At 70.1% G+C, this 20,642-nt stretch carries 18 protein-coding genes and 1 pseudogene; 7 read left to right on the top strand and 12 right to left on the bottom strand.

Annotated features, from left to right (window positions below):
- Positions 1-97: 97 nt before the first annotated feature.
- Complete coding sequence (locus ACTWOL_RS21095) at positions 98-808, bottom strand: DedA family protein (protein ID WP_474298317.1); 711 nt, start codon at positions 806-808, stop codon at positions 98-100.
- A 160-nt stretch (positions 809-968) separates the two neighbouring features.
- Between ACTWOL_RS21095 and ACTWOL_RS21090 the strand changes: the two genes are divergently transcribed.
- The 3 genes from ACTWOL_RS21090 to gad all read left to right on the top strand — a co-directional run bounded on the left by ACTWOL_RS21090 (position 969) and on the right by gad (position 4,157).
- Positions 969-1,337: a YbjQ family protein gene (locus ACTWOL_RS21090; protein WP_474298316.1), complete on the top strand. Its 369-nt coding sequence runs from the start codon at positions 969-971 to the stop codon at positions 1,335-1,337.
- 107 nt (positions 1,338-1,444) lie between these two features.
- Positions 1,445-2,716, top strand: a complete 1,272-nt coding sequence (locus ACTWOL_RS21085; RefSeq protein WP_474298315.1) for an ion channel protein — start codon at positions 1,445-1,447, stop codon at positions 2,714-2,716.
- 13 nt (positions 2,717-2,729) lie between these two features.
- A complete protein-coding gene (gene gad / locus ACTWOL_RS21080) occupies positions 2,730-4,157 on the top strand; it encodes a glutamate decarboxylase (protein WP_474298314.1) in 1,428 nt (475 codons plus the stop codon).
- An 88-nt stretch (positions 4,158-4,245) separates the two neighbouring features.
- Here gad and ACTWOL_RS21075 read toward each other — a convergent pair whose 3' ends face one another.
- The 5 genes from ACTWOL_RS21075 to ACTWOL_RS21055 all read right to left on the bottom strand — a co-directional run bounded on the left by ACTWOL_RS21075 (position 4,246) and on the right by ACTWOL_RS21055 (position 8,383).
- The gene (locus tag ACTWOL_RS21075; RefSeq protein WP_474298313.1) at positions 4,246-4,887 is read right to left on the bottom strand and encodes a PadR family transcriptional regulator; all 642 of its coding nucleotides are present in this window, start codon (positions 4,885-4,887) and stop codon (positions 4,246-4,248) included.
- A 73-nt stretch (positions 4,888-4,960) separates the two neighbouring features.
- Entirely contained in the window at positions 4,961-5,194 is a 234-nt protein-coding gene (locus ACTWOL_RS21070; RefSeq protein WP_474298312.1) for a hypothetical protein, read from the bottom strand.
- Positions 5,195-5,314: 120 nt separating this feature from the next.
- Entirely contained in the window at positions 5,315-5,863 is a 549-nt protein-coding gene (locus ACTWOL_RS21065) for a DinB family protein (protein WP_474298311.1), read from the bottom strand.
- A gap of 105 nt (positions 5,864-5,968) precedes the next feature.
- Entirely contained in the window at positions 5,969-7,426 is a 1,458-nt protein-coding gene (locus ACTWOL_RS21060; RefSeq protein WP_474298310.1) for an aldehyde dehydrogenase family protein, read from the bottom strand.
- A 72-nt stretch (positions 7,427-7,498) separates the two neighbouring features.
- The gene (locus tag ACTWOL_RS21055) at positions 7,499-8,383 is read right to left on the bottom strand and encodes a helix-turn-helix domain-containing protein (RefSeq protein ID WP_474301215.1); all 885 of its coding nucleotides are present in this window, start codon (positions 8,381-8,383) and stop codon (positions 7,499-7,501) included.
- Positions 8,384-8,695: 312 nt separating this feature from the next.
- Here ACTWOL_RS21055 and ACTWOL_RS21050 point away from each other — a divergent pair, with 312 nt between their 5' ends.
- Positions 8,696-9,217, top strand: coding sequence for an ATP-binding protein (locus tag ACTWOL_RS21050; protein WP_474298309.1), 522 nt, complete (start codon positions 8,696-8,698; stop codon positions 9,215-9,217).
- 177 nt (positions 9,218-9,394) lie between these two features.
- On the opposite strand, the pseudogene ACTWOL_RS21045 reads toward ACTWOL_RS21050, so the two are convergent.
- Positions 9,395-9,604: pseudogene (locus tag ACTWOL_RS21045) on the bottom strand (DUF397 domain-containing protein); the annotation flags it as partial.
- Positions 9,605-10,360: 756 nt separating this feature from the next.
- On the bottom strand, positions 10,361-12,802 hold the full coding sequence (locus tag ACTWOL_RS21040) for a SpoIIE family protein phosphatase (protein WP_474298308.1): 2,442 nt from the start codon (positions 12,800-12,802) through the stop codon (positions 10,361-10,363).
- 298 nt (positions 12,803-13,100) lie between these two features.
- Here ACTWOL_RS21040 and ACTWOL_RS21035 point away from each other — a divergent pair, with 298 nt between their 5' ends.
- Positions 13,101-13,604 carry a hypothetical protein gene (locus ACTWOL_RS21035; RefSeq protein WP_474298307.1) on the top strand — a complete coding sequence of 168 codons (504 nt, stop codon included), beginning with the start codon at positions 13,101-13,103 and terminating at the stop codon, positions 13,602-13,604.
- A gap of 80 nt (positions 13,605-13,684) precedes the next feature.
- Here the strand turns inward: ACTWOL_RS21035 and ACTWOL_RS21030 are convergent, their stop codons facing one another.
- On the bottom strand, positions 13,685-14,914 hold the full coding sequence (locus ACTWOL_RS21030) for a DUF2786 domain-containing protein (protein ID WP_474298306.1): 1,230 nt from the start codon (positions 14,912-14,914) through the stop codon (positions 13,685-13,687).
- 88 nt (positions 14,915-15,002) lie between these two features.
- Here ACTWOL_RS21030 and ACTWOL_RS21025 point away from each other — a divergent pair, with 88 nt between their 5' ends.
- Positions 15,003-15,563 carry a sugar O-acetyltransferase gene (locus ACTWOL_RS21025; protein ID WP_474298305.1) on the top strand — a complete coding sequence of 187 codons (561 nt, stop codon included), beginning with the start codon at positions 15,003-15,005 and terminating at the stop codon, positions 15,561-15,563.
- 111 nt (positions 15,564-15,674) lie between these two features.
- Positions 15,675-17,375 (top strand): bifunctional 3'-5' exonuclease/DNA polymerase, encoded by a 1,701-nt coding sequence (locus ACTWOL_RS21020; RefSeq protein WP_474298304.1) that lies wholly within the window; start codon positions 15,675-15,677, stop codon positions 17,373-17,375.
- 322 nt (positions 17,376-17,697) lie between these two features.
- Here ACTWOL_RS21020 and ACTWOL_RS21015 read toward each other — a convergent pair whose 3' ends face one another.
- From ACTWOL_RS21015 to ACTWOL_RS21005, 3 genes are read right to left on the bottom strand one after another with little or no spacing between them, the layout of a single operon-like run.
- Complete coding sequence (locus tag ACTWOL_RS21015; RefSeq protein ID WP_474298303.1) at positions 17,698-18,966, bottom strand: cation:proton antiporter; 1,269 nt, start codon at positions 18,964-18,966, stop codon at positions 17,698-17,700.
- Positions 18,967-19,024: 58 nt separating this feature from the next.
- The gene (locus ACTWOL_RS21010; protein WP_474298302.1) at positions 19,025-19,813 is read right to left on the bottom strand and encodes an alpha/beta hydrolase; all 789 of its coding nucleotides are present in this window, start codon (positions 19,811-19,813) and stop codon (positions 19,025-19,027) included.
- Positions 19,814-19,823: 10 nt separating this feature from the next.
- On the bottom strand, positions 19,824-20,606 hold the full coding sequence (locus ACTWOL_RS21005) for an alpha/beta fold hydrolase (RefSeq protein ID WP_474298301.1): 783 nt from the start codon (positions 20,604-20,606) through the stop codon (positions 19,824-19,826).
- Positions 20,607-20,642: the final 36 nt, after the last annotated feature.

Here is a 20,642-nt window from a genome sequence, read left to right as displayed (position 1 = left end):
CATCTGACGCCGCGGGCTGATCCTCAAAGATCGCCCGGACAGGACCTAAGGGCCGTGACTGGATAGGTTCACCGGCTCGCGGCTCGGCGCTCCCGGCTCAGCGCTTGGCGTGCCGGCCGCGCGGCGCGCTCTGGCCGGTTCCCGGCAGACCCGCCGGACCTTCCGCACCGCCCGCCGCGGCTTCCTTCTTGCTCTTGGAGCGCGCGCGCAGGAACTCGATGGCGATGGGAACCACGGAGATGAGGACGATCGCGATGAGTATCGCCTCGATGTTCTTGTGGACGAACTCGACCTTGCCGAGCGCGGCGCCGAGCAGCGTCACGCCCGCGCCCCACAGGACACCACCGATGATGTTGAAGGTGATGAACGAGCGGTAGTTCATCCGGCTGACACCGGCGATGATCGGCGTGAACGTCCGCACGATGGGCACGAAGCGGGCCAGGATCAGCGACTTCGGGCCGTACTTCTCGAAGAACTCGTGCGCCTTCTCCACGTTCTCCTGCTTGAACAGCCGGGAGTCCGGGCGCTTGAAGAGGGCGGGGCCGACCTTGCGGCCGAAGAGATAGCCGACCTGGTCGCCGATGATCGCGGCGAGTACGACGAGGGTGCAGACCGCCCAGAGCGGCATGTCGATCTTGCCCGTGGTGACCAGCAGACCGGTCGTGAACAGCAGGGAGTCACCCGGCAGGAAGAACCCGATGAGCAGGCCGGACTCGGCGAAGACGATGACCAGTACACCGATCAGGCCGAACGTGGTGATCAGGTAGTCGGGGTCCAGCCAGCTCGGTCCGAGCGCAAGGGTGTTCACGAGGTCCGGGCTCCTGTTGTGTGAATGGTCGGTCGGCGGGCACGCAACGGCCAGGACCGGCGTGTCGGCTGCCCAAAGCTATCAACGCATCCGGGTGACGGCGGGTTCCACCGGCTCTCTCCGGATGCGGGGTGAACGGACGGCAACCAAGCTGTGCCTCATGGGCATCGATGATTACGGCGGCGGGCAGACCTCGCACTCGGATGTGCTGGTCGTCACAACGAACGACGTTCCGGGACACGACGTACAGCAGGTGATCGGCGAGGTCTTCGGCCTGACCGTGCGCTCACGGCATCTGGGCAGCCAGATCGGCGCCGGCCTCAAGTCGATGATCGGCGGCGAGCTGAAGGGGCTGACGAAGACCCTCGTCCAGACCCGCAACCAGGCCATGGAACGGCTGGTGGAGCAGGCGCGGGCGCGGGGAGCCAACGCGGTGCTGATGTTCCGCTTCGATGTCACCGAGGCGGCGGACGTGGGCACGGAGGTGTGCGCCTACGGCACCGCGGTGGTCATCGCCCCCCGGGCCTGAGCGCAGCCCGACCTCGTCGCGGTGGTGTCACGCCACGTCAGGTTCAAGTCCTGTCCCGCCAGGCAATTCGCCCCAATTTGTTCGGTTATCGCCGTTATGGTGAGGCCGTGACGACGACCGCCCACGCCCCGCCGGCCACCCCGGCGCGTGCGCTGCTGCCGCTGATCGTTCCCGCGTTGGCCGTCGGCGTCGGTTCGAGTCTGCTGCTGCTCGCCGTGACGGCGCTCTCGGAGCAGCTGAAGCAGCTCCTGTGGACGGTGGTACCGCACGCGCTCGGCATCGGCTCGTACTCGGCGCTCTGGATGATCACCGTGCTGACCGCCACGGGTCTGGTGGTCGGACTCGTGGTGTGGAAGGTGCACGGGCACGCCGGACCGGATCCGGCGACCGTGGGACTCGTCGATCCGCCGATGCGGGCCCCGGTGGTGCCCGGACTGCTGCTCACCGCCGTGCTCGGGCTCGCCGGCGGGGTCAGCCTCGGCCCGGAGAACCCCATCACGGCCGCGAACATCGCACTCGCCGCCTGGCTGGGCCGCCTGGCGATGCGGGGCACGTCCGCCGACCTGTGGGCGGCGCTCGGGGCCGCGGGGACGATCGGCGCGCTGTTCGGCACGCCCGTCGCCGCCGCGCTGATCCTCACCGAGAGCCTGGCCGCGCGGCCGGGCCCCGGCGCACTGTGGGACAAGCTGTTCGCGCCGCTCATCGCGGGCGGCGCCGGGTCCCTGACCACCGTGCTGATCGCACACCCGACGTTCGATCTCGCCCTGCCCGAGCTGTCCGGCTCGCGCTGGGGGGACGTGCCGGCCGCGCTGCTGGTGTCCTGTCTGGGCGCGTTGCTCGGCATGGCGGCCGTGTACGCGTTCCCCTACGTCCACGCGGTCTTCCACAGGCTCCGGCATCCCGTGCTCATGATCACCGCCGGTGGGCTGGTGCTCGGACTGCTGGGAACGCTCGGCGGAAGTCTGACGCTGTTCAAGGGCCTGTCGGAGATGAAGGTCCTGGCAGCCGACCCCTCGGGGTGGACGCCGGGGCAGTTCGCGCTGATGACGCTGGTCAAGCTCGCCGCCCTCACCACCGCGGCGGCGTGCGGCTTCCGCGGCGGACGCATCTTCCCGTCGGTGTTCATCGGCGTGGCGCTCGGACTGGGCGTCAGCGCCCTCGTGCCCGCGGTGCATCCGACGCTCGGGGTGGCGTGCGCCGTACTGGGCATCCTGCTGGCGGTGACCCGGCAGGGCTGGCTGAGCCTGTTCACCGCGGCGATCCTCGCCGCCGACCCCCATGTGTTCCCGCTGCTGTGCGTCGCCGTGCTGCCGGCCTGGCTCCTGGTGACGGGACGCCCGCAGATGCAGCTCCACGACGACGGCACCCCACTTCGTTGAAAGGCGATCGGACATGGCACCACTGCACAAGGGCGGCACGGGTCGCGAGGAGAGCCAGGAGCGGCGCAGGCTCTCGCTCAACCCGTTCTACGGCGAGGCCGATCCGACGGGGTCGATGACCCTGGCCCCACCGAAGCACCAGCTCCCGGACGGGGCCATGCCGCCCATGACGGCCTATCAGCTGGTCCACGACGAGCTGATGCTCGACGGCAACTCACGCCTGAACCTGGCCACCTTCGTCACGACCTGGATGGAGCCCGAGGCCGGGAAGCTGATGGCGGAGTGCCGCGACAAGAACATGATCGACAAGGACGAGTACCCGCGGACGGCCGAACTGGAGCGGCGCTGCGTGGCGATGCTCGCCGACCTCTGGCACGCGCCGGACCCCTCGACGACGGTCGGCTGCTCGACGACCGGATCGAGCGAGGCCTGCATGCTCGCCGGGATGGCCCTCAAGCGGCGGTGGTCGAAGCGCAACGCCGACCGCTACCCCGGCCCCGGCGCCCGGCCCAATCTCGTCATGGGCGTCAACGTCCAGGTCTGCTGGGACAAGTTCTGCAACTTCTGGGAGGTGGAACCGCGGCTGGTGCCGATGGAGGGCGACCGCTTCCATCTCGACCCGCAGGCCGCGGCCGAGCTGTGCGACGAGAACACCATCGGCGTGGTCGCGGTACTCGGCTCCACCTTCGACGGGTCGTACGAGCCGGTCAAGGAGGTCTGCGAGGCCCTGGACGCCCTGAAGGAGCGCAAGGGCCTGGACATCCCGGTCCATGTGGACGGAGCGTCAGGGGCGATGGTCGCCCCGTTCGTGGACGAGGCCCTGGTCTGGGACTTCCGGCTGCCGAGGGTGGCGTCGATCAACACGTCCGGACACAAGTACGGGCTGGTGTACCCGGGTGTCGGGTGGGCCCTGTGGCGCTCACCGGAGGATCTGCCCGAGGAACTGGTCTTCCGGGTCAACTACCTGGGCGGCGACATGCCGACGTTCGCGCTGAACTTCTCCCGGCCCGGGGCGCAGGTGGTGGCGCAGTACTACACCTTCCTGCGGCTGGGCCGCGAGGGCTTCCGGGCCGTGCAGCAGACGACCCGCGACGTGGCACAGACCCTGGCCCGGAAGGTCGAGGCGCTGGGCGACTTCCACCTCCTCACCCGGGGGGACCAGCTGCCGGTGTTCGCCGTCACCACGGCACCGGGCGTCACGAACTACGACGTGTTCGACGTGTCCCGGAGGCTGCGGGAGCAGGGCTGGCTGGTGCCCGCGTACACCTTCCCGCCGAACCGGGAGGACCTGTCGGTGCTGCGCTTCGTCTGCCGCAACGGCTTCTCGGCGGATCTGGCGGCGCTGCTGGTGGAGGACCTGGAGCGGATCCTTCCGGAACTGCGGGCGCAGAGCGGCCCGATGGACAAGGACAAGGCGGCGGCGACCGGCTTCCATCACTGAGGGCCATCCCGTAGCACTTCGTCCTGGTCCTGCCGGGCCCGTGGCCCGCGGGGGCGCGAGACTTCCGCGGGCCACGGGCCCGGCGTGATCAGGAGTGGTCCCCCGCGTGGGGGATGCCCGTCGCGTACGGGTTCTCCTCCCCCGGTGCGAGCACACCCAGGAACGGCTCACCCTCCCCCGCGAAGGTGTACGCCCCGCCCTCGATCCGCTCGATCAGGCCCCGCGTCCACTCCGCCCCGCCGTCGGCGGAGTGGAGCCACATGTTCATGATCTCGCCGATGTGACCGAGCTGCCCGGGCCCCTCCTCGGGCAGGTAGTACCCGGTCACCGACGCCCGCCACTCCTCGAGACCGCGCACCCTCGCCCTGAGCAGCTCCACGGCTTCGCCGCGCTCCAGGTCGACGATGAAGCCGATGCCCGCGGAGAGCATGTCCGTCTTCTGGTCGTGGGATGTCAGCGCCTCGCGCAGCAGCGTGAAGTACTCCGCGGTGCCGTTCTCGGTGATCTCGTACTCGGTGCGCGGGGGGCCGCCGGCCGTCGACGGGGCGATCTCGTGCGCGTGCAGCAGGCCCTGTTTCGCCATCTGCTTGAGCGCGTGATAGATCGACCCGGGCTTGGCGTTCGACCACTCGTGCGCGCCCCAGTACTCGAGGTCGTTGCGTACCTGATAGCCGTGTGCCCGTCCGTGCTGCCGCACGGCCCCGAGCACCAGCAGCCGGATCGCCGACATCCGTACCCTTCCTGCTCGATCTCGACCAGAGTACGGTCGTTCTCCCCGGGCGTTCCGGGAGAGTCCGCTGTGCTCAGGGCACCCACTTGTACTTGCCGCCTCCGACCCACCGCACATCCGCGGGATCGTCGAGGTCGATACGGGACAGCCCGGCGCCGTGGGCCAGCTTGATCACGTCCAGCATGTCGTAGGCGGTCCCCGCCACCTCCCCGTTGATCTCCACCAACCGGAACGGCGGATCGTGAGGCACGACGGGGAGGACGACGACGGGGGTCGGGATGAACGCCTCGGGCGCATCGTTGGTCATGCCTACAGCGTGTGGCAGGGCCACCCCTGGCACATGTCGAGCGGACCGGCCCGGCGGGCTGCGGGTCCTGCTCCCGACGGGCCTGCTTCCGGCGGGCCTGCTCCGGGCGGCCCGCGGGTCCTACCCCCAGCTCCTGCCGCTCTCCGCCGCGACCAGCTCGAACGAGTTCTTGCCGTCGAGCGACTCCCGCACGATGTCCGCGTGCCCCGCGTGCCGTCCGATCTCCTCGATGAGGTGCAGCATCATCCAGCGCATCGAGACGCGCCCGTCCTTCGGGAACCACGGCATGGCCGGCAGCGGGAAGGTGTCGTCCAGGCTCGGCACCGAGCGGATGAGCTCCTCGGTCTCCTTGGCCACCCCCTCCCAGAGGGCCAGCACACCCGGGATCGACTCGTCCTCGGTGAGCCGGAACCCGTCCGCCCAGGTGTCCTCGGTGCGCTCGCGCTCGTTGGGCTGCTGCTGTGCCATCCGGAGCCAGTCGAGCTCGCACTCGGCCACATGCTTGAGCAGCCCCGACAGCGACAGCTCGCTGGCACTGGGGCGGCTCGCCGCCTGTTCCTCGGTGAGACCGATGACGGAGCGCCGGATGGCTCCGCGCTGCGCCTCGACGAAGCTCAGGAGCGCGCCGCGCTCGTCGCCGTGGTTTTCCGCCGGAACGTGAGTGACCATGATGTGCGCCTCTCGCAGGTGCCTGTTGCCTTGACACCACACAAGCTACGGACCCTTGCGGTCAGCTTCTGTCCTCGACGTGCGGAGGCCCGGCCGCTTTCGACCTCAGAGGGGAAACCTCGTACGGCCGTGCTGCACGGAGATCCACTTCTGGGTGGTGAATGCCTCCACCGTCGCGTCGCCGCCCAGCCGGCCGAGCCCCGAGAGCTTCTCGCCACCGTAGGCGACCAGCGGCTCGTCCTGGATCGTCGAGTCGTTGACGTGGAACATCCCGCTCTCGACCTGGTGGGCGAAGCGCACACCGCGCTCGACGTCGCCGGTGTGGACCGCGCCGCTGAGGCCGTACGGACTGTCGTCGACCATCCGCAGGGCTTCCTCCTCGCCGTCGAACGACGCCAGCAGCGCCACCGGGCCGAAGATCTCCTGCCTCAGCAGCGGTGAGTCCTCGGGCAGCCCTGACAGCACGGTCGGCTCGACGACATTGCCGCGGACCCGGCCCCGGACGAGCGCCTGGGCACCGTCCGCCACCGCCTGCTCCACCAGTCCGGCCAGCGCATCGGCCTGGAAGTTGTTGATGACCGGCCCGATCTGGGTCCCGGGGTCGCGCGGGTCACCGGTGCGCAGCGCCGCCACCTTGGCGGTGAACTTCTCGGTGAACTCCGCCTCCAGCGACCGGTCCACGAGGATCCGGTTGGCGGCCATGCACACCTGGCCCTGGTACATGAAGCGGCTGAAGACCGCGGCGGCCACGGCGTAGTCCACATCGGCGTCGTCGAGGACGACCAGCGCGCCGTTGCCGCTCAGCTCCAGGATCGACCGTTTGAAGTTGCTGCCAGCGACCGCCGCGACATGGCGGCCGACGCGGTCCGAACCGGCGAACGAGATCACCTTCGGGACCGGGTGCTCGATGAGCGCGTCACCTATCTCGGCTATGTCGGTGACCAGGACGTTGAGCAGACCCGGCGGCAGTCCCGCGTCCTCGAAGATCCTGGCGATCAGACCGCCACCGACCACGGGGGTGTTCTGGTTGGGCTTGACGACCACCGCGTTGCCGAGCGCGAGGGCCGGCGCGACCGACTTGATGGTCACCAGGAAAGGGAAGTTGTACGGAGTGATCACACCGATGACGCCGACGGGCAGCCGCAGGACGCGGTTCTCCTTGCCGTCCACCAGGGACGGCAGCACCCGGCCCTCGGGACGCACCGCCAGCTGTATCGCCTCGCGCAGGAACTCCTTGGCGAGGCCGATCTCGAAAGCCGCCTTCACCCGGGTCCCGCCGAGCTCCTCCGCGATCGCCTCGGTGATCTCTTCGCTGCGCTCGTCGACGATGCTCAGGGCGCGCTCGAAGACCCGCCGGCGGGTGTACGGATTGGTCCGCGCCCACGACCGCTGCGCCCGCTCGGCCGCCCGGTACGCCTGATCCACCTCGGCGACCGTGGCCACGGTGATCGCCGCGAGCTTCTCCCCGTTGTACGGATTGAAGTCGATGATGTCCCACGAGCCGCTGCCGGTCCGCCACTCGCCGTCGATGTACTGGTGGGCCAGATCGGTGAAGAAGGACATACGATCCCTAACTGCAGGCGCAGACGGTGCAAACTCCTGTTGGCGCTGTTGGCGTGTCATCGTACTGTCGTTTTACGTCAGTTGGAGGAGACCGCGCAGAAGGTCGCGGCTCTCCCCGGGGCCCGGCGAATCCGTGTGCAGCCGCTCCATCACCCGCTCGTACTGGGCGACTTCCTCGGGCTTGTCCAGATACAGCGCACTTGTCAGCTGTTCCAGGTACACGAGGTCCGAGAGGTCCGACTCGGGGAAGCGGAGCATGGTGAAGGCTCCGGACTCGCCCGCGTGGCCGCCGAAGCTGAACGGCATCACCTGCAGGGTGACGCTGGACTGTTCGGACACCTCGATCAGATGCCTCAATTGCCCCTGCATCACCGAACGGTCGCCGTAGGGCCTGCGCAGGGCCGCCTCGTCCAGCACGACATGGAGGCGCGGCGCGCGCTCCGACACCAGGAGCTTCTGGCGCTCCAGGCGCAGCGCCACCCGCCGGTCGATCTCGGCGGCTGGCGCACCGGGCATACCGCGCGAGACGACCGCGTGCGCGTACGCCTCGGTCTGCAACAGGCCGTGGACGAACTGGACTTCGTAGATACGGATCAGCGAAGCGGCGCCCTCCAGGCCGATGTACGTCTGGAACCAGCCGGGCAGCACGTCGCCGAAGCTGTGCCACCAGCCCGCCACATTGGCCTCACGGGCCAGACCGAGCAGCGAATCCCGCTCCGCCTCGTCCGTGACGCCGTAGAGCGTGAGGAGGTCCTCGACGTCCCTGGCCTTGAAGCTCACCCTTCCCAACTCCATACGGCTGATCTTGGATTCGGATGCGCGGATGGAGTAGCCGGCCGCCTCGCGCGTGATGCCGCGCGACTCCCGGAGACGTCTCAACTGCGAGCCGAGCAGGATGCGGCGCACGACCGACCCGCCCCCGGAGCCTTCGGACTGGGGATACACCCAGGACTCCACTGGCGCCACGGCTACCAACCCTCCCAACGCTGCTGTGTCGCGGAGCACCCCCGAACCCCGAGCCCCGGATTCTGCCACCAAAACGCTTCACCCCGTACTCATTCGATTACGGAAAAGGGAAGCCTTTGGGAAAGAGCGTGAAGAAGCTCCGGGAAGAAAGGGGCGTGAACCGGCACGGGGCAGGACAGGCCGGGCGCGTGCACGTGCATCTGCCCTTGCATCTGCCTACCGCATTCGGAACCATGGAGCCCGCGCACCTGCGTACTCGTTCGTGTTGTAGCGCCACAGCCGCGATTCCCGGGAGTGCCTCGCATGGGGACGAATGGATCGACCATGCTCGAGCCGTTACGGCAGGGCCTTCCGCCGATCGATCCCGCGACCGTCTCCAGCTCCGCCTCCTGCGCCCTTCCCGCCCGCTATGAAGCGGTTCGCGGCGCACGGACGTTCACGAGCAGAACCCTGACCCAGTGGGAGCTGAGCGACCGTTTCGACGACGTCGCACTCGTTGTCTCCGAGCTCGTCACCAACGCGCTGCGGCACGCCCTGCCCGCGGACACCCGCGACCAGGAGCCCTCCCCCGGCGTCGCCCCGGAGGGCCCGCAAGTGCGGCTGCATCTGATGCGCTGGACGGGACGGCTGGTCTGCGCGGTGCGCGATCCCAGTCAGGACAGTCCGGTGGCGTCCGAGGCGGAGGACTCCGCGGAGTGCGGGCGCGGGCTGTTCCTCGTCGACTCGTTCAGCGACAGCTGGGGCTGGCACCCACTGGCGGGCCCCCTGGCCGGAAAGGTCGTCTGGGCGCTGTTCCGGCTCCCGGCGAGCCAGGCGGACGACTGACCGGACGGCCGACCGGACTGAGCCCCCGCGGTGCGCGGGGGCGGTTCGGCTGCGCCGGGTGAACTACGCGGGTTGACCCGCGGAATCAAACGCCTTCGACTCATGCGACTCGGGGGATTCGGCGGCAACCTGGTCCCGTGGCGCCGGCTGCCCCGCACCAAGGCCGGGCAGGCCGCCGACCAGATGGTCGAACTCCCCGTCCTTCACACCGAGCAGCAGCGCCTCGATCTCCGCCGGCGTGTAGACGAGCGCCGGCCCGTCCGGGAAGCGCGAGTTGCGCATCGCCACCTCGCCGCCCGGGAGTTTCGCGAACTCCACGCACGAGCCCTGCGAGTTGCTGTGGCGGCTCTTCTGCCAGACGGCCCCGTGAATCTCCGTCGCCGCCATGCCGTTGTACACGTGGTGCACAGGACGCTCCCCGAGTCACAAGGTGCAGATGTCAACAGTCTCGGATCATAGCTTCGTTCATATGCGAATGCATGAGCAGATGCACGTGCACGAACTGTGGTCCCACGGTCACAGCTCTTGCCGCGAGACGACCCTGACCACGGGAGCACCGAGGATTCCCGTCGTTCGCATGAGCCGTCGACCGGGCCGGGTCGTACGGATCGATTCCTCGTTCACGAGGAAGAGACGTATTCCACGCCCTTCCGGCTCCAGCGTCCGGGCACCTTTCCGCTTCGCGGTAGTCGCGGGTCCGGGCGGGTGGGGCGGACACGGAACATCCGCTCCCGTTCGAGGACCGGCGATTCCGCTTCTGCCGCGCCGCCCAACCGCGTCCCCTGGCGCGACCCTCCGGGCCCCGAGGGCGGCGGCACCGCGAGGCGGCAGCCCGGACCGGTCAGGGCCGCCGCCGCGACCGGGCGGATGTCCACAGCACATGACGGACCGTCAGACAGACAGGTGAGCCGTGCACCGGACCACGGGAGACGATCGCCCCATAGGGGCTCCCCCGGGTGAGGGTGGTCCGATACGCCGATGCAGGCAGCGGCATGCCCTTTCGACTACGCCTTCCGGTGGAGAGATATCCGGACGGATGTCCGGCCTCCCGGGACAGCATGAGGTGTTCCGGGGGATCCGGTCGGCGCAGACGGCTGTCGTCATGTGGCCCCGGCGCATGGCCGGCGGGGGTGCGCGAGGTCGTCAGCCCGTGGGAAGAAGCTGTTCGGCCCAGATGGTCTTGCCGTCCGCGCTGTAGCGGGTTCCCCAGCGCTGGGCGAACTGGGCCACCAGGAACAGTCCTCTTCCGCCTTCGTCGCTGGTGTGGGCACGGCGCAGATGAGGGGAGGTGTGGCTGCCGTCGGAGACTTCGAAGATCAGGTTCACATCCCTGATGAGGCGGAGGCTGACCGGGCCGGATGCGTGGCGGATGGCGTTGGTCACCAGCTCGCTGACGATCAGTTCGGCCGTGAAGGCCAGGTCCTCCAGATCCCAGGCTGCGAGCTGCCGGGTGGTGAGGGACCGCGCCTCGCCGACGGCGGGGAGCTCGCGGGGCAGGTCCCAGGTCGCGAGGTCCTCTTCGCCGAGGGCGCGTGGGCGTGCGACGAGGAAGGCGACGTCGTCGTGCGGACGGTCCTGCAGCAGAAGGCGCTCCATGTCGTCGCAGATTTCGTCCAGCGGGTGGTCGGGATGCGCCAGCGCGAAGGCCAGTTGTGTGAAGCCGGTTTCGATGTCGCGGTCGGCGGAGGCGGTGATCAGACCGTCGGTGTAGAAGGCGAGGACGCTTCCCTCCGGGATCGGCACTTCTGCGCATTCGAAGGGCAGGCCGCCGAGGCCGAGTGGGGGCCCTGCCGGTATCTCGAGGAATTCGACGGCTTTGTCGGGGTGGGCGATGGCGGGCGGCGGATGTCCCGCGCGGGCGAAGGTGGCGGAGCGGGAGATGGGGTCGTACACGCCGTAGAGGCAGGTGGCCCCGATCACCCCTGGGACATGGCGGCCTGCGGTCTCCTCTTCGTCGAGGTGGGCGACCAGGTCGTCGAGGTGGGAGAGAAGGTCATCGGGCGGCAGGTCGAGATCGGCCAGGGTGTGAACGGCGGTGCGCAGCCTTCCCATGGTGACGGCCGCGTTCATTCCGTGGCCGACGACATCGCCGACGACCAGGCCGACGCGCGTACCGGACAGGGGCAGCACATCGAACCAGTCTCCGCCGACGCCGGCGTAGGTGTCGGCCGGGAGATAGCGGTACGCGACTTCCACTGCGGTCGGGGCCGGCAGGTCCTTGGGAAGCAGATTGCGCTGGAGGGACAGGGCTGCGTTGTGTTCGCGTGCGAAGCGCCGGGCGTTGTCGATGCAGACGGCCGCTCGGGCGGCGAGTTCCTCCACGAGGAGCAGGTCGTCGGCGTCGAAGGCTTCGGGGTGCTTCCAGCGCACCAGTGTGGCGACGCCCATGGTGATGCCGCGGGCACGCAGCGGCACCACCATGTGGGAGTGGATGCCGACTTCCTTCAGCTTGGCCGAGCGCACCGCGTCGTGAGACAGCCAGGGGGTCGACAGGTCGACGACGGGGTCCAGTACCGGACGGCCCGTTGCCACGCAGCGGTACTGAGGCGACGTCTCGGAGTAGGTGACCGCCGCACCCAGCGGAACCACGGATTCCGGGAGATCCTCCCGGACGGACTGCTGAGCGCTCCGGAGCAGTTCGGCGGATCCGGTGATAGGGACCGGATCAGGCTCCTGGCCATGGATGACTGCGGTGCACAGGTCGACGGCGACGAAGTCGGCGACCTGCGGAATCAGCACCTCGGCCAGTTCCTGGACGGTGCGGTCGAGATCCAGCGTGCTGCCTATGCGGACACCGGCCTCGTTGATCAGGGCGAGGTGTCGTCGCGCACGGTAGTAGCTGGTGACGTCGAGTACCGCCTGGCCCAGGCCCAGGGTGCGGCCGGCGGCGTCCTGAAGCCTGAAGGAGGAGTGGGAGCGGACGTGCGGGAGGTGGGGAGAGGCGCCTGGGGGATCGACGTGGGAGATGACGACCTGCGGCTCACCGGTCTCCAGTACCTCCCGGGCGCGGTCCTCCGTCATCGGACCGGCCTCCTCGGGAACGGTGTCGGCGAGTGGGCGCCCGAGCCGCAGCCGTGCGGGGACACCCTCCATCCGCTCCAGGGCGGGGTTGATCATGACGAACCTCAGCTGCGGGTCCACGACGGCCAGACCGAACGGAGACTGGGTGAACAGTCCGCGCAGCAGCTCCTGCTCACGCTCCCGCGCCTGCGAGGTGGCGAGGTCGGTGGCCACAATGAGCCAGCTGGCCTGGTGATCGGGGCCCAGCGGGCAGACCTGCGCCCATGTGTCCAGATGGCTGCCGTCGCGGTGCTGCGCCGTGAGCGAGCCCGCCCAGCCCTTTCCGATCAGGTGCTGCGCGACCATCGCCCAGCGCTCGTCCCACGGGATCGCCAGCACGTGGTTGACGGAGTGTGCGACCACCTCTGCCGCAGCGTGACCGAACAGTGCCTCGGCACCGCTGCTCCAGTGCTGGACCAGACCGTTCGGGTCCACCACGATGACTGCGGCATCGGCGATGTCGAATCGATGGCCTTCCATGTCGGCGTCCAGCGCTTCCGGCCTGTCGATCTTCGGCGTTCCCACACCTCAATGGTGCATCCGTTTGGCTGAGCGGACCCGTTGTCCGTGTCGCGGTGAGCCCACGGGGCCCTCTTACCGCATAGACATCGGCATCGAGGCGGCCGTGGCCGGGATCCGTGCCCGGAGGGTGAAGATCTGATGGCGAAGAAGGGCAAGGTCGCACACGGTGAGCAGCGCGAGCCGGTCGTGAAGCGCCGTACCACACGCCCGGCATGCCGGCCTGCTACCGGGAGTGACCGAGTGGTCCTGGCGGCGGCTGGTAGCTTGCTGCCGTCTTGCACACAACCAGGGGGATGACATCGTGTTCACGCTCGTACGCAAGGGAGTTGCCGCGGCGGGGCTCGCCGCCGCGCTCACGCTGACCGGCTGCAGCAGCGGAGGCGACGCCCAGGACAAGGGCGGCTCCGGCAGCGCATCGACACCTCCGGGCGCGACGACGGGAGGCGGCTCGGGCGGGAGCTCCGGCGTACCGGCGGCCGGGGACCTCCAGGGCACCTGGGCCTCCATGGGCAACGGCGAGATCGTCGCCCTCTCGATCAGGGACGGCCACGCCTCCCTGGTCGCCGGCCAGCATGTCTGCAGCGGCACGGTCAAGAGTGCGGAGAAGCCCACCCTGGCCCTGAAGTGCACGGACGGCGACACCAAGCGCACGGCGGGCACGGTCGAGTCCCACGACGGGAAGACCGTGGTCGTGTCCTGGACCGGCGGGACCAAGGACTCCCTCATCAAGGCGGACGGCAGCGACTTCCCCGGCGGATTCCCGACGGGCCTTCCGACGGGTCTGCCGTCGGCCGCCCCGCAGTAGTCGTCCCGCGGCGGTCCCCCGCCGCGGTCGGTCCCGCCGTGGTCCTTCGCGCGGCGGCGCCGGCGCGGCCCCCGGCCGTCCTACCCCGGCAGTCCGTCACGGCGTACGGACGGGGGCATACGGGCCGCGTCGGCGGCTGTCGTGCCGTGCTGCCAGCCCTCGGCGTCCGTGGCACCGCGCACCCGCGTCCTGACCGTCTCCGGGAAGAGCCGGTCCACCTGGGCCGCGACGGCGACTTCGCGGGCGGCGAGCACCGGGAGCAGTTCACCGGCGCCCGCCTCCTGCGCGGCCCCCTGCGCGGCCTCGGCCAGCCGGCCGCCCAGGCGGTCCGCGTAGGCCAGCAGGAAGGACTGGCGGAAGGTCTTGGTGCGCTTGCGCCCCGCCGCGCGCTGGGCGGCCTCCGCTCGGGTCATCGCCGTGGTGCCCTGCACCAGCAGCGACGTGTAGAGCAGTTCGACCGCGTCCAGATCGGCTTCGAACCCGATCACGGTCGAGAAGCCGAAAGCGCCGTTCCAGACGGCACGGCAGCGGTTCGCCGTCGCCACGGAGTCGAGCAGGATCGCCTTGGCCGTCTCGTACGGCGCTTCCACTCCGATGCGGCAGACGCCCGGGGCGTCGGGGCGGTGGGTGCGGGCGGCGAGCAGGGCCTCGTCGATGCTGTACCGCGCCATCAGCTGCTGCGCCTTCGCGGAGAGGGCTTCCGCCTCCTCGGGGAAGCCGGTGGCCTCGGCCTTGGCGAGCAGCGCGCGGATCCTGACCAGCATGCGGGGCTCGTCCCCCGCGGCCGAGGACGGGAGATGGACGGGAGTGCCGGGCACGGGTCCGGCACGTTCGAGCGCGGGGAGCCGCACGAGCAGCCGGTACAGCTCCAGTACGGCCGTCATCCGCGAAAACCTGTCCCCTGGCCGCTGCGCCGCCCCGCCCTCGGGCAGTGCGGCCAGCTGCGCCGCCCAGCGTGGTGGCAGGTCCTTCCCGTATCTGCGCGTCTCGTTCGCGATCAGCCCGGCGGCCAGCGATACGTGGACGTCCTCGAGGTCCCGGCGCACGATCCGTACGAGATCGGCGGGCTGCCAGCCCCGCTCCCAGGCCCGTCGCACGAACTCCTCGCCGCGCCGTGCCAGTTCCGCGTCCGCGGCGGGAGCGGCGGCCAGCAGCGACGCGCCGATGTCGAGCGCGTCGTCGCCATCGGCGTACAGCGCGCCGCCGAGTGCCTGCTCCACCACGTCCACGTCGAGCGAGCCTACGCGACGCCCGAGCAGGCACGGCGGGGTGTCATCGACGCCGAGGCGCAGGGAGGCCGACTCGTCCACAGGCTGTGGATATCGAACTGCTGAGCCCCCCTGGGGCGTATGCGCCGAGAGAACCCCGGCCGTCCGGCCCGGCCCTTACGGTGGACCCATGGGCGAGAACAAACGGCGCATGCTGGCAGGTGAGTGGTACCTGCCCGACGACCCCGAACTTGCCGCCGACACCGAGCGGCGCTTCGTCCTGTGTGCGGCGTACAACGCGAACGGCGGCGCCGCGCCCGCCGACCGTGCCGGGATTCTCTCCGAACTCCTCGGCTCGGTCGGCGCGGACGTCCGCATCCGGCCCCCCTTCCAGTGCGACTTCGGCCGGTACATCAGCATCGGCGCGGGCACGTTCGTGAACTTCGGCGCGGTCTTCCTCGACGCGGCGCCCATCACCGTCGGCGCACATGTGCAGATCGGCCCCAACGTCCAGCTGCTCACCCCCACCCATGAGATGGACCCCGAGCGGCGGCGCCAGGGATGGGAGAAGGCCGAGCCGATCACCATCGGCGACAACGTGTGGCTGGGCGGTGGGGTCATCGTCTGCCCGGGGGTGTCCATCGGCGAGAACACGGTGGTCGGAGCGGGCGCCGTGGTCACCCGGGACCTCCCGGCGGGGGTGCTGGCCGTGGGGAACCCGGCCCGGGTGGTGCGCCGGATCAGCGACTAGGGCCGCGTGCTTCTGCGTCACTCACGTCGGGAGGTCCGTCCGGAGCCGGAGGCACCGGCGTGCCGCGCCGTGCGGCGGCGGTTGTCAGTGGTGGCTGCCAGACTCGCGCCCATGACCGAACGGTGGGCGCTGGCCCCGGCCGAGGGAGACGGCGCCCTGCTCGTGCCCCTCGGCCCGGACGGCCTGCCCGCCGGCCCGGTGCGGGCCGAGCCCGATCTCGTCACGGCCGTCGCATCCCGGCCGGAGGTCGGTCGGGAGGGGCGCTGGGTGTGGCGGTCGACCGGCGAGGTCTACCCACGGCTGCTCGCCGCCGGTGTCCGGGTCGAGCGGTGCTACGACATCGAGGACGCGGAGCTGCTGCTGCTCGGGCACGAGGGCCGGCTCGGTGAGCCCCGCTCCGCCGCGGCCGCCTGGGCCCGGCTGCGGCAGGCGGCCGTACCGCCCGATCCGCCGCTGCGGGCCGCCGTGCCGGGCTCGCAGTCCTCGTTGTTCGACCCGCGGCCGGTGGCGTCCGTCCCCTTCGAAGGGCTGCTGGAGGTGTACGCCGAGCAGCAGCGAAGACACGAGGCCGCCGAACATCCCGGCAGGATGCGGCTGCTGACCGCGGTCGAGTCGGCAGGCATGCTGGTGGCCGCGGAGATGCACCAAGCGGGGCTGCCCTGGCGTGCCGACGTCCACCGCGAGCTGCTGCACGAGCTGCTCGGTGAGCGTTACGCGGGCGGCGGCGAGCCGCGCAGACTGGCCGAGCTCGCGGACCAGGTGTCGGCCGCGTTCGGGCGGCGGGTGCGCCCCGACCTGCCCGCGGATGTGGTCAGGGCCTTCGCCCAGGCCGGCATCAAGGTCCGCTCCACCCGTCGCTGGGAGCTGGAGGAGATCGACCACCCGGCGGTCGAACCGCTGCTCGCGTACAAGAAGCTGTACCGGATCTGGACGGCGCACGGCTGGAGCTGGCTGCAGGACTGGGTGCGCGACGGCCGCTTCCGGCCGGAGTACCTGCCCGGCGGTACGGTCTCCGGCAGGTGGACGACCAACGGGGGCGGGGCGCTGCAGATCCCCAAGGTGATCCGGCGCGCGGTGGTCGCGGACGAGGGCTGGCGGCTGGTGGTCGCGGACGCCGACCAGATGGAGCCGCGGGTGCTGGCCGCGATCTCGCGTGATCCCGGTCTGATGGAGGTCGCCGGCCACGAGGACGATCTGTACACACGGCTGTCGGACCGGGCGTTCTCCGGCGACCGCGACCATGCGAAGCTCGCGCTGCTGGGCGCGATCTACGGCCAGACCAGCGGCGACGGCCTGAAGAACCTCGCCGCGCTGCGCCGCCGCTTCCCGCTCGCCGTGGCGTATGTGGACGACGCCGCCCGTGCGGGCGAGGAGGGCCGGCTGGTGCGTACCTGGCTCGGCCGTACCAGTCCTCGGGCGGCCGGTGCGGGCGACGACGACGAGGCGGGCATTCCCCAGGAAGGGGCCGCCGAAGAGTCGCCCGAACCGAGTGAGTTCGGCCGCGGATACGCCTCCACCCATGCACGGGCCCGTGGCCGGTTCACCCGTAACTTCGTGGTGCAGGGCAGCGCCGCGGACTGGGCGCTGCTGATGCTCGCCGCACTGCGCAGGGCGACCGCGGCCATGCGGGCGGAGCTGGTCTTCTTCCAGCACGACGAGGTCATCGTGCACTGCCCGGCCGAGGAGGCCGAAGAAGTGGTCCGGGCGATCCGCGCGTCCGCTGCGCTGGCCGGCCGGATCACCTTCGGGGAGACACCGGTGCGGTTTCCGTTCACGGCGGCGGTGGTGGAGCGGTATTCGGACGCCAAATGAGCACGTTCCGGGCGGACTTCTGCCGGACGATGCCCAACGGACGCGTGGTGGAACCCTGGCCCGCAGTGCGGTCCCTATCCGGCTCCGTGGCCACCGAGGCCGAGCGGACGGCTCGGTTGCGGTCCGCTGGAGATCCGCCTGCCGGGGCTGACGGCGCGCCGCCTGCTCAGGGCGACGGCGAAAACGGCGCCACCTGATCAAGCAACAGCAAGAACGGCGCCGCCTGTTCAGGTGACAGCGAAGAGGGAGGCGGACGGAAACATCGTCCGCCCGCCTCCCCGCGGATTCCGTATCCCGGATCCCTGATCCGCCCCCGGAAGGCTCAACTCGTAGTGGCCCGTTGCTCCTCCCGGGGCGCCGCCACGGCATCCTCCGTCATCCTGCGGTTGATCAGCGTCAGCAGCGGGCCGGTCATCGCGGTGGTGATCACCGCCATCACCACCAGTGCGAGGTACAGGCCGGCGGTGAGCACTCCGGCGCTGTACCCGGCCTGCAGCAGGACGATCTCGGTGAGGCCCCGGGTGTTGAGCAGGACGCCCAGGCGGAGTGCCTCGGTGCGGCCCTCCCCGCCCCAGCGCGAGAACGCATAGCCGCCGCCGACCTTGGCCAGGACGGCCACCGCCGTCGCCACGATCGCCACCAGCCAGGGAATCCCGGTCGATCCCGTCCATATCTTGAGTCCGGTGGTGACGAAGAAGACCGGCACCAGCCACAGGCCCAGCGTCGACACCCAGCGGACCGGCGCGTCCCAGTGCGGTGAACCGGGCGGGATCATCAGACCCACCGCGAACGCACCGAAGATCGCGGTGAGTCCCCAGGACTCCGCCACCGCCGCCGCACCGAGCACACAGCCGGCCAGCAGTACGGCCACCAGCAAGGGCAACCGGGCACAGAACCGCTCAACCTGGCCGTTCCCCAGCAGCCGACGGCCCAGCGTGGTCGCCAGCGCACCGGCGACGAGCACGGCGGCCGCGGTCGCGACACCGCCCGCACCCCCCTTGGCGATGCCGATCACCAGGGCGAGGAGCAGCCAGGCAACGGCGTCGACGAGCACGGCCGAGGTCAGCGCGAGCCGGCCGGCGCGTGTGGTGGTGATGCCGCGGTCGGCGAGGATCCGGGCGAGCACGGGCACCGCCGAGACCGCAGTCGTGGTCGCGAGCAGCAGTACGAAGGCGAGGGTGGGTCCGGTCCCCCGCAGCTCGGGCCGGTCGTACCAGACGAGCCAGCAGGCGAATGCCGTACCGGCCACGAGGGACGGCAGGAGGGTGCCCGCCGTCGTCCAGCCGATGGCCCGGTCCTTGAGGCGGGAGTCGTCCATCCGCAGCTCGTGCGCGACGCCTACCAGGAACAGCACAAGACCGGCGTGCCCGAGCTGACGCAGCGGCTCGAGCACGGGCTCCGGCAGCAGGACGGACTGCGCCTGCGGCCAGGCCCAGCCGAGCACGGCGGGCCCGAGCAGCATGCCCACCGCGATCTCGCCGACGACCCCGGGCTGCCCGATCGCGCGGGCGGCCCACCGACCCAGGAACCCGATGCCCAGGACGACGGCGAGTGCGGCTGCCGCATGGCCGGCCACGATGAGCGTCGTCATACGCACCGCCGGTCCGACCCGGAGCGGGCCGCTCTCCTCGGTAACCGCGCCTGGTGCATCACCGACTCGACGTCCCCTCGTCCGCCGTCAGGAAGCCGATAGCACGCCGGACCACGGTCTCGTCGCGCAGGACCCGGGTGTGGCCCAGGTCCTCGACCCTGACCAGCTCGCCGTTCCCCCAGGCAGCCACCAGAGCCTCGCTGTCCGCGATCGGCGACTCCGGGTCGTTCTCGTCGTGGACGACGAGCAGCCGGCCGGAGAAGTCCCGTGCCGCGACGGCCGGTTCGATGGCGTCGAACGACACCCCGAGCCATTCCTCCGCACGTTCGCGGACCAGTCCGATGACGTCAGGCGAGACCTGCATGACCTCGCCGGAGCGGCGCCACAGACTGGTGTAGTTGCTGACCGGGTTGACGAACACGACCCGTTCCGCGGCGACCCCCTGCGACATCGCGTACGTCGTGGCCGCGGCGCCCAGCGAGTGGGCGACGACGGCGTGGAAGGGGCCGAACCGGTCGTTCGCGGCCTCGATGGCCTTGGCGAAGTGGACGACGGAGGATTCCGTTCCCTCCGACTCGCCGTGACCGGGCTGATCGGCGACGACCACCGTGAAGCCGGACTGCGCGATCGCGTCGGCCAGCACCGTCAGATGGCCGGCGTTGCCCGACCAGCCGTGGACCAGCAGAACCTTGCGTTCCCCTTCGCCCCAGATGTAGTGGACCACTTTGCCGCCGTCGACGACCTCGACCTCGGTCGTGGCCAGTTCGAGGGTCGGCCGGGTCGCGTTCGGGGGCTGCGTCCTCATGGGTGTGAACGCAAGCCGGCGCAGTTTTTCCGTGGTGTCCATTGATCGCCCCTTATTTCATGTTCCGCAGATACGCGGAGACGAGCTTCCGTACCTCGGGTGATTCCACGATGTCGAAATGACCCGCGCCTTCGACGAGCTCCACGGTCGAATGCCGCCAGCTCGCGTGCAGTTGCCCGGCGTGCGCCGGCGGCACATAGTCGTCGGCCGTCCCGTGGATGATCAGTCCGGGTACGTCGATCTTCTTCGCGGCCTCCAGAGCCGAGTACTCGGCCCACACCGCCGTTCCGAACCTGCTCTCGATCTCCCCGATCACGGCCCGGACCTGACCGTCGTCCAGCGCTTCCCATTCGGCGTACCTCTCGACCAGGAACATCTTGGCCACCGGGGACGAGATCGTGATCAGTGTCCTGGCGGTGACCTCGCCGTGCCATGCCGAAAGGGCCCACAGCCCGCCCATGGAATGGCAGACCACCGCATGGAGGCCGGTGATCCTTCCGTACAGGGCGCGCAGTACCGCGCGTATCTCGGCGGGATCACCCGTGGCGCCCAGGGACTCCCCGTGCGCCGGCACATCGAACAGCACCACCCGGTAGCCCTGGGTGAGGAGTTCCTCGGCGATGGCCACCATGCTGCCCAGGTTGGTGTTCAGGCCGTGGACGAGGAGAACGGCCGGGCCGCTGCCGGCCTGGAAGTACTTGTAGAACCGGCCGTTCACCTTGAGGGTGTGCGACTGGCACCGATTGAGGAATGCCTTCGTGAACGGGTCGTGCGGCAGCTTCACGACCGTGTAGAACTTCTCGACCAGGTCGTTGACGGACTCGGCATGACTCACGGTGCATTCCTCGATCGGTGTCGTCGGCGTACCCGG

Source organism: Micromonospora sp. IBHARD003 (assembly GCF_056106285.1).
Note: the sequence above shows the minus strand (reverse complement) of the source record. Positions and strands in the feature narration are given on the sequence as shown.

Excerpts from the sequence above, each read along its gene's own strand:
- ACTWOL_RS21070 (WP_474298312.1), bottom strand. The coding sequence starts at position 5,194 with ATGACCAACGATGCGCCCGAGGCGTTCATCCCGACCCCCGTCGTCGTC.
- ACTWOL_RS21075 (WP_474298313.1), bottom strand. The coding sequence starts at position 4,887 with ATGTCGGCGATCCGGCTGCTGGTGCTCGGGGCCGTGCGGCAGCACGGA.
- ACTWOL_RS21010 (WP_474298302.1), bottom strand. The coding sequence starts at position 19,813 with ATGGACACCACGGAAAAACTGCGCCGGCTTGCGTTCACACCCATGAGG.
- gad (WP_474298314.1), top strand. The coding sequence starts at position 2,730 with ATGGCACCACTGCACAAGGGCGGCACGGGTCGCGAGGAGAGCCAGGAG.
- ACTWOL_RS21050 (WP_474298309.1), top strand. The coding sequence starts at position 8,696 with ATGGGGACGAATGGATCGACCATGCTCGAGCCGTTACGGCAGGGCCTT.
- ACTWOL_RS21060 (WP_474298310.1), bottom strand. The coding sequence starts at position 7,426 with ATGTCCTTCTTCACCGATCTGGCCCACCAGTACATCGACGGCGAGTGG.
- ACTWOL_RS21020 (WP_474298304.1), top strand. The coding sequence starts at position 15,675 with ATGACCGAACGGTGGGCGCTGGCCCCGGCCGAGGGAGACGGCGCCCTG.
- ACTWOL_RS21090 (WP_474298316.1), top strand. The coding sequence starts at position 969 with ATGGGCATCGATGATTACGGCGGCGGGCAGACCTCGCACTCGGATGTG.
- ACTWOL_RS21065 (WP_474298311.1), bottom strand. The coding sequence starts at position 5,863 with ATGGTCACTCACGTTCCGGCGGAAAACCACGGCGACGAGCGCGGCGCG.
- ACTWOL_RS21025 (WP_474298305.1), top strand. The coding sequence starts at position 15,003 with ATGGGCGAGAACAAACGGCGCATGCTGGCAGGTGAGTGGTACCTGCCC.
- ACTWOL_RS21015 (WP_474298303.1), bottom strand. The coding sequence starts at position 18,966 with ATGACGACGCTCATCGTGGCCGGCCATGCGGCAGCCGCACTCGCCGTC.